General features: G+C 65.8%; 13 protein-coding genes. 12 read left to right on the top strand and 1 reads right to left on the bottom strand.

Translation table 11 applies throughout. The features are described 5' to 3' along the window. Positions 1-924, bottom strand: a complete 924-nt coding sequence (gene argC, locus BXA03_RS10345) for an N-acetyl-gamma-glutamyl-phosphate reductase (RefSeq protein WP_076507039.1) — start codon at positions 922-924, stop codon at positions 1-3. Between the two features lie 191 nt (positions 925-1115). Here argC and sucC point away from each other — a divergent pair, with 191 nt between their 5' ends. The 12 genes from sucC to BXA03_RS10285 all read left to right on the top strand — a co-directional run bounded on the left by sucC (position 1116) and on the right by BXA03_RS10285 (position 14239). Continuing rightward, complete coding sequence (gene sucC / locus BXA03_RS10340) at positions 1116-2276, top strand: ADP-forming succinate--CoA ligase subunit beta (protein ID WP_076507036.1); 1161 nt, start codon at positions 1116-1118, stop codon at positions 2274-2276. 13 nt (positions 2277-2289) lie between these two features. Continuing rightward, the gene (gene sucD, locus BXA03_RS10335) at positions 2290-3183 is read left to right on the top strand and encodes a succinate--CoA ligase subunit alpha (RefSeq protein ID WP_076507033.1); all 894 of its coding nucleotides are present in this window, start codon (positions 2290-2292) and stop codon (positions 3181-3183) included. A gap of 184 nt (positions 3184-3367) precedes the next feature. Further along, positions 3368-4060, top strand: a complete 693-nt coding sequence (locus tag BXA03_RS10330; protein WP_076507639.1) for a TerC family protein — start codon at positions 3368-3370, stop codon at positions 4058-4060. A 5-nt stretch (positions 4061-4065) separates the two neighbouring features. Then, entirely contained in the window at positions 4066-4851 is a 786-nt protein-coding gene (locus BXA03_RS10325; protein WP_076507031.1) for a Stp1/IreP family PP2C-type Ser/Thr phosphatase, read from the top strand. Positions 4852-4948: 97 nt separating this feature from the next. Next, on the top strand, positions 4949-5620 hold the full coding sequence (locus BXA03_RS10320) for an FHA domain-containing protein (protein WP_076507028.1): 672 nt from the start codon (positions 4949-4951) through the stop codon (positions 5618-5620). 25 nt (positions 5621-5645) lie between these two features. After that, the gene (locus BXA03_RS10315) at positions 5646-7730 is read left to right on the top strand and encodes a CHASE2 domain-containing protein (protein WP_076507025.1); all 2085 of its coding nucleotides are present in this window, start codon (positions 5646-5648) and stop codon (positions 7728-7730) included. 236 nt (positions 7731-7966) lie between these two features. Next, entirely contained in the window at positions 7967-8791 is an 825-nt protein-coding gene (locus BXA03_RS10310; RefSeq protein ID WP_076507637.1) for an MBL fold metallo-hydrolase, read from the top strand. A gap of 244 nt (positions 8792-9035) precedes the next feature. After that, a complete protein-coding gene (locus BXA03_RS10305; RefSeq protein ID WP_076507023.1) occupies positions 9036-9482 on the top strand; it encodes a pilin in 447 nt (148 codons plus the stop codon). A gap of 73 nt (positions 9483-9555) precedes the next feature. Further along, entirely contained in the window at positions 9556-9885 is a 330-nt protein-coding gene (locus BXA03_RS10300) for a hypothetical protein (RefSeq protein WP_076507020.1), read from the top strand. A 3-nt stretch (positions 9886-9888) separates the two neighbouring features. Continuing rightward, positions 9889-12813 (top strand): O-linked N-acetylglucosamine transferase, SPINDLY family protein, encoded by a 2925-nt coding sequence (locus BXA03_RS10295; RefSeq protein ID WP_076507017.1) that lies wholly within the window; start codon positions 9889-9891, stop codon positions 12811-12813. Between the two features lie 7 nt (positions 12814-12820). Then, entirely contained in the window at positions 12821-13510 is a 690-nt protein-coding gene (locus BXA03_RS10290) for a class I SAM-dependent methyltransferase (RefSeq protein ID WP_076507014.1), read from the top strand. A 3-nt stretch (positions 13511-13513) separates the two neighbouring features. After that, a complete protein-coding gene (locus BXA03_RS10285; RefSeq protein ID WP_083716011.1) occupies positions 13514-14239 on the top strand; it encodes a glycosyltransferase family 2 protein in 726 nt (241 codons plus the stop codon). Positions 14240-14421 lie beyond the last annotated feature (182 nt).

The raw sequence follows: 14421 nt of genomic DNA, 5'->3' as shown, positions 1-14421 counted from the left end.
TCAGACCCCCAGCATCAGCCGCATGTTCTGCACCGCCGCGCCGCTCGCGCCCTTGCCCAGGTTGTCCAGGCGGGCGATGACGACGGCATGCCGGTGGTCTTCGTTGGGGAAGACGCGGATCTCGAGGTCGTTGGTGTCGTTCAGCGCCTGCGGCTCCAGCTTGCCGTCTTCCGTCGGCGGCAGCACCTTCACGTACTGCTCGGGCGTGTTGCTCTTCGCGTAGTGGGCGGCCAGCGCGTCGTGCAGGTCGGCCGCGGTGGGCTTGCCGGGCAGCGCGTCCAGGTGCAGCGGCAGGTTGACCAGCATGCCCTGGCGGAAGTTGCCCACCGAGGGAATGAACACCGGCCGCGCCGTGAGGCCGGTGCAGGCCATGATCTCGGGGATGTGCTTGTGCTTGAGGCCCAGCGCGTAGGTCTCGAAGGCCGGGGCGGTGCCTGCCTCGTAGGCCTCGATCATGGTGCGGCCGCCGCCCGAATAGCCGCTGACCGAGGGCAGCGCGATGGGATGGTCCCTGGGCAGCAGGCCGGCATCGACCAGCGGGCGCACGATGGCGATGGCGCCGGTGGCATAGCAGCCGGGGTTGGCCACGCGCTCTGCGGCCTTCACGGCGGCGGCATGGCCTTCAGCCAGTTCCGGGAAGCCGTAGACCCAACCCGGCGCCACGCGGTGCGCGGTGGAGGCGTCGATGATGCGCGGCTTGCGTCCCGGCAGACCGTCGATCAGCGCCACGGATTCACGTGCGGCATCGTCATGCAGGCAGAGGATGACCAGGTCGACGCCCGCCATCAGGTCACGCTTGGCGGAGGCGTCCTTGCGCAGTTCGGGAGCGATGCTGACGAGCTCGATGCCGGGCAAGCCGGTGAGCCGTTCGCGGATCTGGAGGCCGGTTGTGCCAGCCTCGCCGTCGATGAAAACCTGGGTCATGGCGCGAGCCTCGATGTGGTGTTCTCCCCATGGACAGTGGGAAGACTACGTGATCGCCACAACGGCGCGAGGCCGCCATGACGCGGCGCACCATGATACATTCGCAGGCTGCTCCGCCGCTCCCGGCCGGCCGGCTGGCGTGGCCTGCGGACAACAGCACCTCCCATCCTCCGTTCCGAGAGACTCTTTCCATGAAGATTCACGAGTACCAAGGCAAGGAACTCCTTGCCAAGTTCGGCGTGCCTGTGCCGCGCGGCATTCCGGCGTTCACCGTGCAAGAAGCGGTCGAAGCCGCACAGAAGCTGGGCGGCCCCGTGTGGGTGGTGAAGGCCCAGATCCACGCCGGCGGCCGCGGCAAGGGCGGCGGCGTGAAGGTCGCCAAGTCGATCGAGGACGTGAAGGCCCGTGCCACCGACATCCTGGGCATGCAGCTGGTCACGCACCAGACCGGCCCCGAAGGCCAGAAGGTCCGCCGCCTCTACATCGAAGACGGCGCCGACATCCAGAAGGAGTACTACCTCTCCGCCGTGACCGACCGCGGCACGCAGAAGGTGGCCTTCATCGCCTCCAGCGAAGGCGGCATGGACATCGAGGAAGTGGCGCACAGCACGCCCGAGAAGATCGTCAAGGTCTTCGTCGACCCCCTCACCGGCATGACCGACGCGCTCGCCAAGGAACTGGCCAAGGGCATCCAGCTCCCCGCCGACTCCGAAGCCCAGTTCGTCGACGTCTGCAAGAAGCTCTACACCTGCTACATGGAGACGGACGCCTCGCTGGTCGAGATCAACCCGCTCAACCGTGACAGCAAGGGCAACATCATCGCCCTGGACGCCAAGTTCAACTTCGACGCCAACGCGCTGTTCCGCCATCCCGAACTGGTCGCCCTGCGCGACCTCGACGAGGAAGATCCCGCGGAAATCGAAGCCTCCAAGTTCGACCTGGCCTACATCAGCCTGGACGGCAACATCGGCTGCCTGGTCAACGGTGCCGGCCTGGCCATGGCCACCATGGACACCATCAAGCTGTTCGGCGGCGAGCCGGCCAACTTCCTTGACGTGGGCGGCGGTGCCACCCCCGAGAAGGTCACCGAGGCCTTCAAGATCATGCTGAAGAACAAGAACGTGAAGGCCATCCTGGTCAACATCTTCGGCGGGATCATGAAGTGCGACACCATCGCCACCGGCGTGATCACCGCCTGCAAGGCCGTGAACCTGTCCGTGCCGCTGGTCGTGCGCATGAAGGGCACGAACGAAGAGCTGGGCAAGAAGATGCTGGCCGAATCCGGCCTGCCGATCATCAGCGCAGACACCATGGCAGAAGCGGCCCAGAAGGTCGTGGCGGCCGTCAAGTAAGGAATCACCAGCCATGTCGATCTACATCAACAAGGACACCAAGGTCATCACCCAGGGCATCACGGGCAAGACCGGTCAGTTCCACACCGAGAAGTGCCAGGAATACGCGAACGGCAAGAATGCCTTCGTGGCCGGCGTGAACCCGAAGAAGGCCGGCGAGTCGATCTTCAACATCCCGATCTATGCCTCGGTCAAGGAAGCCGCCCAGCAGACGGGTGCGACCGTGTCGGTGATCTACGTGCCGCCAGCGGGCGCCGCCGCCGCCATCTGGGAAGCCGTCGAGGCTGACCTGGACCTGGCCATCTGCATCACCGAAGGCATTCCGGTCCGCGACATGCTCGAAGTGCGCAACAAGATGAAGGCCAAGGAAGCCAAGGGCGGCAAGAAGACGCTGCTGCTGGGCCCCAACTGCCCCGGCCTGATCACGCCCGACGAGATCAAGATCGGCATCATGCCCGGCCACATCCACAAGAAGGGCCGCATCGGCGTGGTCTCGCGCTCCGGCACGCTGACCTATGAAGCCGTGGCACAGCTGTCCGAGCTGGGCATCGGTCAATCGTCGGCCGTCGGCATCGGCGGCGACCCGATCAACGGCCTGAAGCACATCGACGTGATGCAGGCCTTCAACGACGATCCGGACACCGACGCGGTCATCATGATCGGCGAGATCGGCGGCCCGGACGAGGCCGAAGCGGCCCAATGGTGCAAGGCCAACATGAAGAAGCCGGTGGTCGGCTTCATCGCCGGCGTCACCGCCCCTCCCGGCAAGCGCATGGGCCATGCCGGCGCGCTGATCTCGGGCGGCGCCGACACGGCCGATGCCAAGCTCGCCATCATGGAAGAGTGCGGTTTCAAGGTCACGCGCAACCCGTCGGAGATGGGCCGCATCCTGAAGTCGCTGATCTGACCTGAAGACGGTGACAAGCGCTCGACCGGTCCATCCGAGAGCGCTTGCACTGCAGGCGAAGTAGAAGGCGTCGTCATGAACGCCGCACATTCAGCCACCCCATAAAAAAGCCGGAGGGCGCCCGCGGTTGTCGGAGACCGCAGGCGCCCTTCATCAATTCACTACACCGTGGAGGTTGCAAGCCGTGGAGATACTGTCGAACCCTGATCTGTGGATCGGTCTGCTCAAGATCATCTGGATCAACATCATTCTTTCGGGCGACAACGCCGTCGTGATCGCCCTGGCGGCGCGCGCGCTGCCTCCCGACCAGCAGAAGAAGGCCGTCATGCTCGGCTCGGCCGCGGCCGTGGTGCTGCGCATCGTGCTGACCATCGTGGCGGTCAAGCTGCTGTCCCTGCCCTACCTGCAGATCATCGGCGGCCTGCTGCTGCTGTGGATCGGCGTGCAGCTGCTGGGCGGCGAGGACGAGGGCGAGGAAGGCGGCGGCAAGCAGCATTCGACCCTCGCCAGCGCCGTGCGCACCATCCTGATCGCCGACCTCGTGATGAGCCTTGACAACGTGATCGCCGTGGCCGCGGCCGCCAACGGCAGCATGGTGCTGCTGGTGCTGGGCCTGGCCATCAGCATCCCCTTGGTGATCTTCGGCAGTTCGCTCATGATCAAGCTCATGAACCGCTTCCCGATCATCATCCTGCTGGGCGCAGCCCTCATCGGCTGGGTGGGTGGCGAGACGATGGCGAGCGACGTGTCGCTGCATGAGACGATGGCCGCCAACCCGGCGCTGCATTACGTGGCTGCCGCGATCGGCGCGGTGCTGGTCGTGGCCATCGGCAAGCTGCTGGCCAATCGCGGCCGGCAGCAGGCCGCGCAGCACTGATCCCCATGGCGCGCCCGGCTGTCATCCAACAAGACGCCGCCGGGCCGCCCTGGGAGTTTGCCGCGCAGACCGACACCGGCCGGCTGCGCCGCAACAACGAAGACTCGATCGCCTTCGACCCGCGCCTGGGCCTCGCGGTGCTGGCCGACGGCATGGGCGGCTATGCCGGTGGCGAGGTGGCCAGCGAGATGGCTGTGGCGCTGTTGCAGGCGTCCATGGGACGCTGGCTGGCTCAGGTGGGGCCGGCGCCCGGTGGCAAGGCGGTCATGAAGGCGCTGCACCAGGGCATCGCGCAGGCCAATCGCGCGGTCTTCAACGCCAGCACCGTCAATCCCGCCCTGCGCGGCATGGGCACGACGCTGGTCGGCGCGGTGTTCGGCCCCTGCGGCGCGGTGGTCGGCCACATCGGCGACTCCCGCTGCTACCGCCTGCGCGGCGGCCGCTTGACGGCGCTCACGCGTGACCACTCTTTCCTGCAGGCCCAGATCGACGCCGGCCTGATGACGCCCGAGGAGGCACTGGCCTCGCCCCATCGAAACCTGGTGACGCGCGCGCTCGGCATCGGCGCCGACGTGGAGGTCGACCTGATGCACGAGCCGGCCCAGCGCGGCGACCTGTACCTGCTGTGCTCGGACGGCCTGACCGACATGGTCACCGACGAGCAACTGGTGTCCCTGCTGATCCCCGACATTCCGCTGGCCGACAAGGTGGCGCTGCTGATCACCGTGGCCAACGACAACGGCGGCAAGGACAACGTCTCGGTGATCCTGGCGCGCTTTGCGGGAGATTGAGGCGAATGTGTAGCCGAAAGGTTGCAGGCCCATCGGCTCGCGGTTACAACTTGACAATCTGCGCGTGTGCGCCCGTCCGGTCTGAGGAGTGTCGGCCATGCCGAAACTGGTAGTTGCCATCGATGGCGTCGTGCTGAAGGAAGTGCCCCTGCTGAAGGAACGCACCACGCTCGGCCGGCGCCCTTACAACGACATCGTCATCGACAACCTTGCCATCAGCGGCGAGCACGCGGTGCTGCACAAGATCGGCACCAGTGTCTATCTCGAAGACCTGGACAGCACCAATGGCACGTATGTGAACTCCCGTGCGATCCGCAAGCAGGTGCTCGAACACAACGACCTCATCGAAGTCGGCAAGTACAAGATCCGCTACCTGCAGACGCACGAAGCCGACGACGGCGCGCATCCCGGCATCAGCATGAGCCTGAGCGCAGGCTCCGGGCTGATGGACTCGCGCCCCATGCCGCTGACCGAGGGCGAGACGGTGCCGGCGGCCCTGGAGGGCAGCGCCAGCACCCAGGCCTGCATCCGCATCCTCAGCGGCTCGGCCGCCGGCCACGAGATCGTGCTGCGCAAGGTGGTGACCACCATCGGCAAGCCGGGTGTGGCCGTGGCCGCCGTCACCCGGCGCCTGCAGGGCTATGTCGTGGCGCCTGTGGATGGCCTCGCCACGCTCAATGGCGAGGCGCTGCAGCCACGGGCCGTGGCCCTGCAGGACGGCGACATCCTGGAGCTCGGCGGCACCCGCATGCAGTTCGTCCTGGGCTGATCGCGCCGCACGTCCTTTCGACGCGATGCGGCGCACGGGGTGGTGGCGCGGCCTTCGGGGCCATGGCTGGCGCATCGCGGTCACCCTGCTGCCTCTGCTCGCCGGTCTGGCACACACGGGCGGGCTGCTGCACCTGCCAGGGGTGGATCGTCTCGATGCCCAGATCCAGGACGCCCGGCTGCGCCTGCATGCGCCGCGCGGCACCGATCCGCGCATCGTCATCGTCGACATCGACGAGCCCAGCCTGCGCGCCTTCGGCCAGTGGCCGTGGAGCCGCGAGCGGCTGGCCCGGCTCACCACTGAACTGACACAGCGCCAGCAGGCGCGCGCGCTGGCCTTCGACATGGTGTTCGCCGAGGCCGACCGCAGCAGCGGGTCGGCGTTGCTGCAGGCCCTGGGTCCCGGGCGCTGGCCCGCCGATGCGGGCTTCGATGCGGAACTCGCCCGGCGCGCGGCGGCCCTGGACCCTGACGGCGACTTCGCACGGGCGGTGGCAGCGGCACCGGGTCGGGTGGTCATGGGCGCGCATTTCGACAGCGAAGCCACCGGGGCGGGGGTGCCGACCTTCCCGCCGCCACCGGTGCTGCCCGCCGGCGCCTTGCCGCCCGGTGCTACCCGCATCCCGGGCTGGCCTGCGCTGATCGCCAGTCTGCCGGGCCTGTCCATCGGCTCGAGAACCGGCTTCATCAACGTGGTGTTCCGTTCCGGCCAGGACGGCGTGGTGCGCGCCGCACCGCTACTCGCGCGCCTGGAGGCGGCCCCTGGGGGCTATTACGAATCGCTGGCCCTCGCGACCTTCCGGGCGGCCACGGACGTTGCACCACCCATGTTGCAGCTGGCACATGGTCCGGGCGCCGCACCTCAACTGACCGCGCTTCTGCTTCAAGCGCCGGACGGTCGGCAGATACGCATTCCCGTGGGCGCCGATGGCGGGATCGTGGTGCCCTACCGCCGCGACGGCGGAGAAGACCAGCGTCGCTTTCGCTACGTCTCCGCCCGTGAGGTGCTGGAGGGTCGCCTTGCGCCCGGCGCACTGCGGGATTGCATCGTGCTGGTCGGTGCCAGCGCGGCGGGGCTGCAGGATCTGCGCGCCACGCCCATCGCCGCGGCGCTTCCAGGGGTGGAGGTGCATGCCCATGTGCTCTCGGGCCTGCTCGACGGCCGGGTGCCGCACGTGCCCGACTACGCTGCAGGCTACGCGTGGGCGAGCCTCGTCTTGATCGGCCTGCTGCTGATGCTCGGGACGGCCCTGCGCTCGGCGGCAGCCGGCTTCGTCATCGGGTTGGCGGCCTGCGGCGGGCTGCTGCTGCTGAACGACCTGTTCTATCGCCAGGGCGACCTGGTGCTGCCGCAGGCGGCGGCCCTGCTTGCCGGTGTCGCCGGGCTGCTGCTGAACATGAGCTGGGGCTATTTCGTCGAAAGCCGCCAGCGCCGCGCCCTGGTGCGGCTGTTCGGCGCCTATGTGCCGCCCCAGCTCGTGGACGACATGGCGCGCGAGCCGCACCGCTACACCATGCGGGCCGAGAGCCGGGTCCTCACCGTCATGTTCTGCGACATGCGCGGCTTCACCCACCTGGCCGAACACATGGCACCGGCCACCTTGCAGGCCCTGCTGCACGAGGTCTTCACCCGCTTCACCGAGATCGTCAACCATCACGGTGGCACCGTGGACAAATACATGGGTGACTGCCTGATGGCCTTCTGGGGGGCGCCGGTCGTGCAGGTCGACCATGCCGAGCGGGCCGTGCGCGCCGCGCAGGACATCGTCGCCGCGCTGCCGGCACTCAATGCCCGACACGACGCCCATGGCCTGCCCAACGTCGCCATCGGCATCGGGCTGAATTCCGGCACGGTGGTCGTCGGCAACATGGGCTCCGCGTACCGGCGCAGCTACACGGCCATCGGCGACGCCGTGAATCTGGCGGCGCGGCTGGAGGGGCTGTGCACCGTCTACCGCGTACCCATCGTGGCAGGGGAAAGCACCGTCGCCCACATGCCCGATGCCCCCTGGCGCGAGCTGGGGGAGGTGCAGGTGCGCGGGCGCCAGCGCGGCGTGCATATCTACACGCCCGACACCGCCTGCCGTCCGGCTGACGCCGTTCAACCCTGAAAGCCGCGACAACGCTCGGTGCATAGGCGTGGCAGGGTTCACGAAACTGCAAATTAATGACAACCGATCCTGCACCGCCCCGGCGAAAAGGCATACTCGCCCCCCGGCCGAGCGTGAAGAAAGTCCTTGGTCCCGCGGTAGCCGACGCCTAGCCTGCGCCTTTGCACGCAGGCCTCGCCTGCCACGGGCCGCGCGGCCGGATTGCCCCCTATCACTCTGAGCCCCTCATGAACAGCCTGCAGGTGCGCGTGCTGGGCTGCTCCGGCGCCATCGCCCGGGGCGCCCGGACCACCTCCTTCCTGATCGACGACGACCTCCTCGTCGATGCCGGCACCGGCGTCGGCGATCTGACCCTGGAAGAGATGGCGCAGATCGACGACGTGGTGCTCACCCATTCGCACCTGGACCATGTCGCGGCCCTGCCTCTGATGGTGGACGCCGTCGCCAGCCTGCGGCGGCGGCCGCTGCGGGTGCACGGCCTGCGCGCCACTCTGCAGGTGCTGCGGGCGCATGTCTTCAACAACCTGTTGTGGCCGGACTTCACCGCCTTGCCGAGCACCGACGCGCCGCTGATCCACTTCGTGGAGTTCGACATGGGCCAGAGCCTGATGCTGGGTCGTCGCATCCCCAAGGTCGTGGAAGTGCTGCCCGCCGTCCATACCGTGCCGGCCTGCGGTTTCGCCGTCCGCCGCGCGGACGGCCATTCGCACTGGGTCTACAGCGGGGACACCGAGCGCAACAAGCCCTTCTGGCGTCGGATCAACCAGATGGACGTCGGCGCCCTGGTGATCGAGACGGCCTTCAGCACCCGCGAGCGCCAACTGGCCGAAAGAAGCCTGCACCTGTCGCCACCAGCCCTGGCCGAAGAGCTGGCCCAGATGTCGCCGCTGGCCCGTTACCCGGTCTACATCACGCACACGAAACCCGCGGCGGTGGCGGACATCATGGCCGAGGTCAACGCGCTGGTCGGCCAGCTCCGGCTCTGGGACCGGATGCAGGTGCATTGGCTTGAGGCGGGCCAGATCCTTCACGTCCCGGCCGCTGCGTCGCACGTGGTCTGACTTCTGGCGAGACACCCGAGTTCGTCATCACGTCCAGGCCGGGCCGACCAAACGTGTCACCCCGAGCCCAAGTGACGTTTTTGTCACCAAGACACACTTGTTTACAAACAAGAAGTGTCAGATAGCGTGTCTCAACTGTGAACTTTTGGACGCATCCGGGCGATCGCCGACGATGGCACGCGGTCTGCAAAGAGCGGGCATGACCGGGATGTTTCCCGGACTGCTTTCAACCTGGAGTCTGACCATGAACCGTCGCAGCATCGCCCGAGCCGCCCAGCAGGGCTTCACCCTTATCGAACTGATGATCGTCGTGGCGATCATCGGCATCCTGGCGGCGGTGGCGCTGCCGGCTTATCAGGACTACACGGTGCGGGCAAAGGTTTCTGAGCTCGTGCTGGCTGCCAGCGCTGGCCGCACCTGCATCACCGAGGCTTATCAAGCCGCCGGCGGCGGCTCCGCCATTCCGACCGACGTCTCCACGAGCTGCTCGATCGCACAGGTTGGTCGCATCAACACCGCATCGGTCAGCAGCAACGGCGTGATCACCATCACCGGCGCCGCCGCCACGTCGTCGGTCGGTGCGGCCGTGACGGTGGCTCTGACCCCTGTGGTTCAGAGCAGCGCTGGCACGCTGACCTGGACCTGCTCCGGCAACCCCAGCAAGTGGCTGCCCTCGTCCTGCCGCGGCTGATCCATCGAGGTGCCCTGCGCGCCTCTCGGACCGAGACCGGCCTCAGGCCGGTTTTTTTATTGCGCGAGCTTTGATGAAACTGTCCACATTCGAATCGGAACGCCAACTGGCGGAATTGCTGGTCGTCACCCTCAAGAAGAGCATTTCGCCCGACGCGATGACGCACCGCAGGCAGGTGCTATCGGCGGCGCGGATCACGCGCGTGCTTGAGCAGGCCTTTCGGCTGGCGACGGAGTCGCAGAAAAATGTCGAACGCGGTTGGTTGCGAAGGATCGTCCTCATCCACAAATTTCGGTGGGGCATGGTCGACGCGGGCTATCCCAAAGACTTCGTCGACATTGCCGTCGAGGGTTTGATCGTCGAATTGAACAAGGTTGCCAAGCGTCCGAGTGGAGGGAATTGATCGATGCTGCCTGGGTTGGTGCGCCGCCTCTTTCAGCGGACGAATTCGCCGGTTCGAAAGCCGGACGCGGCGCTGATCAAGCACGAGGCGGTCCGCCTCAACAACGAGGGCAAGATCCGCGAGGCCAGCACGAAGTTCGAGGAATATCTGGCGCTCGTGCCGGACGACATCGACGCCCTCAACGACTACGGCTACTGTCTCGTGACGCTCGGTCGGGTCGCGGAGTCGGCCATCTATTTCGATAAGGCGATCTCTCTCGACGACACCCATCTGCCGTCGGTCGTCAACTACGCCAATGTGCTGCGCTCACGCGGCAGGAGCGAAGAATCGCTGGCGCTCATCAACAAGGCGGCGATCCAGGCCCCTCTGATGGCGGGCGTCAACGCCGCCTATGCCGCTACGCTGTTCACCTGGGGTGATGCGAGCAGTGCCAGCGCGCACTCGCTGCGCGCCTGGCTCGGCACATTCGACACCGCCCGTTCGGCTGATACCTATCTTTTTACAGCGACCTACGCAGAGGCCGATGAACGGCGGCTCGCAGCGGAGCACCTGTTCTGGGCCCGAACACTGGAGAAGCCGGCGCCTGCACTGCTGGACGGTGGCACAGCATTTCAAAACCCGCGACCGCTGCACGGTCGCCGCATTCGAATCGGCTACTGGTCGCCAGACCTTCGCAACCATTCCGTCCGATTCTTCTTCAGACCGCTGCTCGAGGGCCATGACAAACAACGGGCCGAGATCTTCGTCTTTCACGACAGCTTTCAAAGCGACGAAGAAACCAGCAGGATCGAAGACAGGAGCGAGCATTTTTTTCCAGTCGCCGACTTGTCGGACGAAGCGTTGGTTGAGAGGATCCGCGCCTGCGAGCTGGACGTGCTGGTCGACATGGCGGGTCACACGTCCACCAACCGTCTGAATCTGTTCCAGGCGCGACTGGCTCCTTTGCAGGTGACCGGAATCGGCTACCCGCCGACCACGGGGCTGGACACCATCGACATCAAACTGGCCGATCCCGCCATTGCCCATGCCCGCAGCGGCGAGTTCCATACCGAAGCGCTCGCGGTGCTGCCGTTTTCGTTCTGGTGTTTCGACCCGCTGGAAGACATTCCACTGCCTGGACCTCCGCCCAGCGAACGCAACGGCTTCGTGACTTTCGGCTGCGTCGGCAATCTGGGCAAGATCACGGAGCCGGTTCTTGCCGCATGGAAGGCGGTCCTCGACGCCGCACCTGGAAGCAGGCTCCAGGTACGCGCCGTCAATTTCGCCGATCCGCTGTGCCGTGACCAGTTCGTCGCGCGCCTCCACAGCTGCGGCATCGACGCCGAACGTGTCGACATTGCGCTCCCGACCGGCCCCCGGGACCTGTTTTTGGCATACGACCAGATCGACATCGTGCTGGATACCTTTCCGTTCAATGGAGGGACCACCAGCTGCTTCGCCACCTACATGGGCACGCCGCTCGTTTCCCTCAGCGGAGAGGCCACCGCCTCGCGTATGGGCCGATCGATGCTTCGCTGCCTTGGGGCGCCGGAGCTGGCCGTCGACTCCTGGCCGGCATATGTCGACGCAGCGGTCGCTCTGGCCAGGGATCCAGCACGTCTGCGGCAGTTCAAGGCCGATGCTCGCGCGCTTTACAAGACGACGCCGCTCGGAAACGGCGTCATGTTCGCCAGACAGGTCGAGGATTTGTTCCTGCAGCACCTGACCCTGCCTCCAGTGCGCGAGCAACCGCCCGTGCGCGTCGCACCGTTGCCGGAGCAGGAGCTGCTGCGCCGTGCACACCACGTCTACCGCTACGGCAATTTCCCTGCGGCCCAGCGCATCGTCGACTACTGCCTGCATGAGTATCCAGGCTCGGTTCGCGCGCATATCCTCTTCACCCAGCGCCTGGCGGCCTCCCAGGCCTTTGGCGCCGCTGCAGATTACTTGGCGAAGCAGGTGCAGAACGCAGCACCTCACCAGGTGTTCGACCTGCTCTTCCATCGTGCCAAGTACTTGCTGCTGGACGGCCAGCGACAAGAGGCGCTGTCGGCCTCGGCGCGCTTGGCCGAATTGCAATCCAATGCTGTGCAGGCCCTGCAGACCGCAATGGTGCGTGGGGCTGCCAGGGTCGAACTTGACCCGGCAAGCGAAACGGCGACAGCGGCTCAGTCGGGCAGCGGGCCAAGGCACGTGCAGTTGATCGTCCCCACGGCCGCCGCCCTTGCCTTCGACGACGTCCAACAAGCGCTGTCCGTGATCGACGTTCCAGCAGGCGTGACGCTGTCGATCCATCAAGTCCTGCCGGTCGATCGGCCGGCCCTCCTTCAGAGGCTGCACCGAGAGCGCTGCGAGGACGTGATCGTCATCGTCCATCCCAACGTCCGGTTTTTTGCGCCCGACCTGCTCCCCCGCGTCCTGGAGGCACTGGTGTCCGCCGACATCGTGGGAATCGTGGGCGCATCGGCGTGGTCGCGGGTCGACTGGAAGCTGGACCGAATGTTCGGCTCGGTGATCGAGCCATCGGGAGAAAAGCCCGACTGGTACGAACTCCACCACATGCCGGTGGACGCGCACGACGACAAGCCGCAGATCAATGTCGTCGGCGGCGCATTCATCGCGATGGACATGGCCAGTCTCGGCCGCTTCGACTGCGTCGATTGGTGGGACCCGTTGTTGAGCGATGGCCAGACGCTGATGGAGGAATTCTTTTCCTGGAGGGCCGCCAGTGCCGGCGCACGCCTGGCCGTCCACGACGCGCTGGGCGTTTGCCTCGACTGGCGCGTCGAGTTGCCCGATGAGCAACTTGGCCAGGCCCGACTGCATCTGTGCGAACGGATGGATTTCGACCCGCTGCGCCTGCAGGAGCCGATCGAAAGCGGGCAGGTGATTCCCATGTCGCAGGGTGCGCTGGCGGCCCGGCTTCAGCGTCTTCTGCAATCCCATTGATGCAGCCATGAGCTACTACGACAACGTCAACCCCACGCTCTTCGAGCAAGTCACGGCGCAGATGAAGCACCTCGGTGAATTGGGGTGTGGCGCCGGCCAGTTCGCCCGCGCCGTGCGCGAAACCTACGCGCCGGAACGCTATGTGGGAGTCGACGTGGCCCAGGGGCCATTGGCTGCTGCGGCCCCGTGGCTCGACCAGTCCATCTGCGCGGACCTGAACCGGGTAGACGACTGGTCACAGCACCCGCAACTGCGTACCTTGCAGGACGGCAGCTTCGATTGCTGGGTGGTGGGCGATGTGCTGGAACACCTGGTCGAGCCAGAGCGCGCGCTTGCCGGAATCCATAGCTCGTTGAAGCCCTCGGGCACCCTCCTGGCGTGCATACCCAATGTGCGGAATTGGGAGGTCATGCTCCAGCTTCTGAAAGGCAGTTGGCCACGTCAGGAGGCCGGCATCTTCGACCGCACCCATTTGCGGTGGTTTACCCGCACCGACATGATCCAGATGATCGCAAAGGCCGGCTTTGCCATCGACAAGGTGGTGTATCGCAAACTCGCGGACGACAGGATCGTCGAGTTCCTGGAGTTTTTCGAGCCGGTCTGCGACTATCTCGGCACGAGCTACGACGAGTTCATGGACGAAGCGCAGGTGGTGCAATACGTCATCGTTGCCCGAAAGACCGCAGCGGAGACTTGACGAATGCTGGTGTCGATCCTCAGAAAGCTGCTGACGGAGCGGCGCGCATCACTGGCCAATCTGCTTCTGGTTTGCGCCACGCGGCTGGATGAGCAGAGCTTCTATTCTCAATCTCTGCTCGGCCGCTGGCTGAACAATCATCCCCGATACCGCCGTCGGATTTTTTTCTCCAATCAGCAGGGGTTGCCAGGACTCTTCAACGCGGTCATCGATCAAGCGCAACCCCAGGATATTCTGGTGTTCGTGCACGACGACGTATGGATCGAACAAAGCGATTTCGCGGCGCAACTCGTCACTGCACTGCGTCGCTTCGACCTCGTGGGCATTGCAGGCAACCGTCGGCGAGTTCCAGGTCAAACCGCATGGCCCTTCATTCCGACACCAGACAACGAATTCACCTGGGACTTTCCCAATCTCTCTGGCGCGGTATTGTGCGAATCGCTTCGAGCGCCGAAGCTGTTGGACTACGGCGCCGCGCCCGCTCCTTGCGAGTTGCTCGATGGTGTTCTGCTGGCTGCGAGATCCCGGGTGCTCCAGCGCGGCAACGTCCGCTTCGATGAGCAATTCGCCTTCCACTTCTACGACATGGATCTGTGTCGGCAGGCCCGCGCCAACGGCCTCCGGTTGGGCACCTGGCCTTTGCGCATCTTTCACGCCAGTTCCGGTCTGTTCGGCTCGCCATCCTGGCACTCCGGCAAGGAACGATATCTGGCGAAATGGAAGGATTGACAGCCCAGGTGCAAGACTCGCCACGGTGGGGGGCTGAACAAGATCCGGTCGAGCGAGATCCGAGGCGTGCCAGGCACGACGCGGCTCGGCGGTTTGCGGCCATCATCTGCGTCGGCTTGCCCTTCCTGGTCGGATGGCCGTCGATGCCGAGCATTTCGGCATGGCAACAGTTCTCGAGCGCT

Origin of the sequence: Pseudacidovorax sp. RU35E, assembly GCF_900156165.1 — a bacterium.
In the GTDB taxonomy this organism is placed as follows: Bacteria; Pseudomonadota; Gammaproteobacteria; order Burkholderiales; family Burkholderiaceae_C; genus Xenophilus.
This window is presented reverse-complemented; position numbering and strand designations above follow the sequence as displayed.

Bases quoted from the DNA above. Each gene is read 5' to 3' on its own strand.
- BXA03_RS10300 (WP_076507020.1), top strand. From the start codon at position 9,556: ATGAAACTGTCCACATTCGAATCGGAACGCCAACTGGCGGAATTGCTG.
- BXA03_RS10325 (WP_076507031.1), top strand. From the start codon at position 4,066: ATGGCGCGCCCGGCTGTCATCCAACAAGACGCCGCCGGGCCGCCCTGG.
- sucC (WP_076507036.1), top strand. From the start codon at position 1,116: ATGAAGATTCACGAGTACCAAGGCAAGGAACTCCTTGCCAAGTTCGGC.
- sucD (WP_076507033.1), top strand. From the start codon at position 2,290: ATGTCGATCTACATCAACAAGGACACCAAGGTCATCACCCAGGGCATC.
- BXA03_RS10285 (WP_083716011.1), top strand. From the start codon at position 13,514: ATGCTGGTGTCGATCCTCAGAAAGCTGCTGACGGAGCGGCGCGCATCA.
- BXA03_RS10315 (WP_076507025.1), top strand. From the start codon at position 5,646: ATGCGGCGCACGGGGTGGTGGCGCGGCCTTCGGGGCCATGGCTGGCGC.
- BXA03_RS10295 (WP_076507017.1), top strand. From the start codon at position 9,889: ATGCTGCCTGGGTTGGTGCGCCGCCTCTTTCAGCGGACGAATTCGCCG.
- argC (WP_076507039.1), bottom strand. From the start codon at position 924: ATGACCCAGGTTTTCATCGACGGCGAGGCTGGCACAACCGGCCTCCAG.
- BXA03_RS10305 (WP_076507023.1), top strand. From the start codon at position 9,036: ATGAACCGTCGCAGCATCGCCCGAGCCGCCCAGCAGGGCTTCACCCTT.
- BXA03_RS10320 (WP_076507028.1), top strand. From the start codon at position 4,949: ATGCCGAAACTGGTAGTTGCCATCGATGGCGTCGTGCTGAAGGAAGTG.
- BXA03_RS10290 (WP_076507014.1), top strand. From the start codon at position 12,821: ATGAGCTACTACGACAACGTCAACCCCACGCTCTTCGAGCAAGTCACG.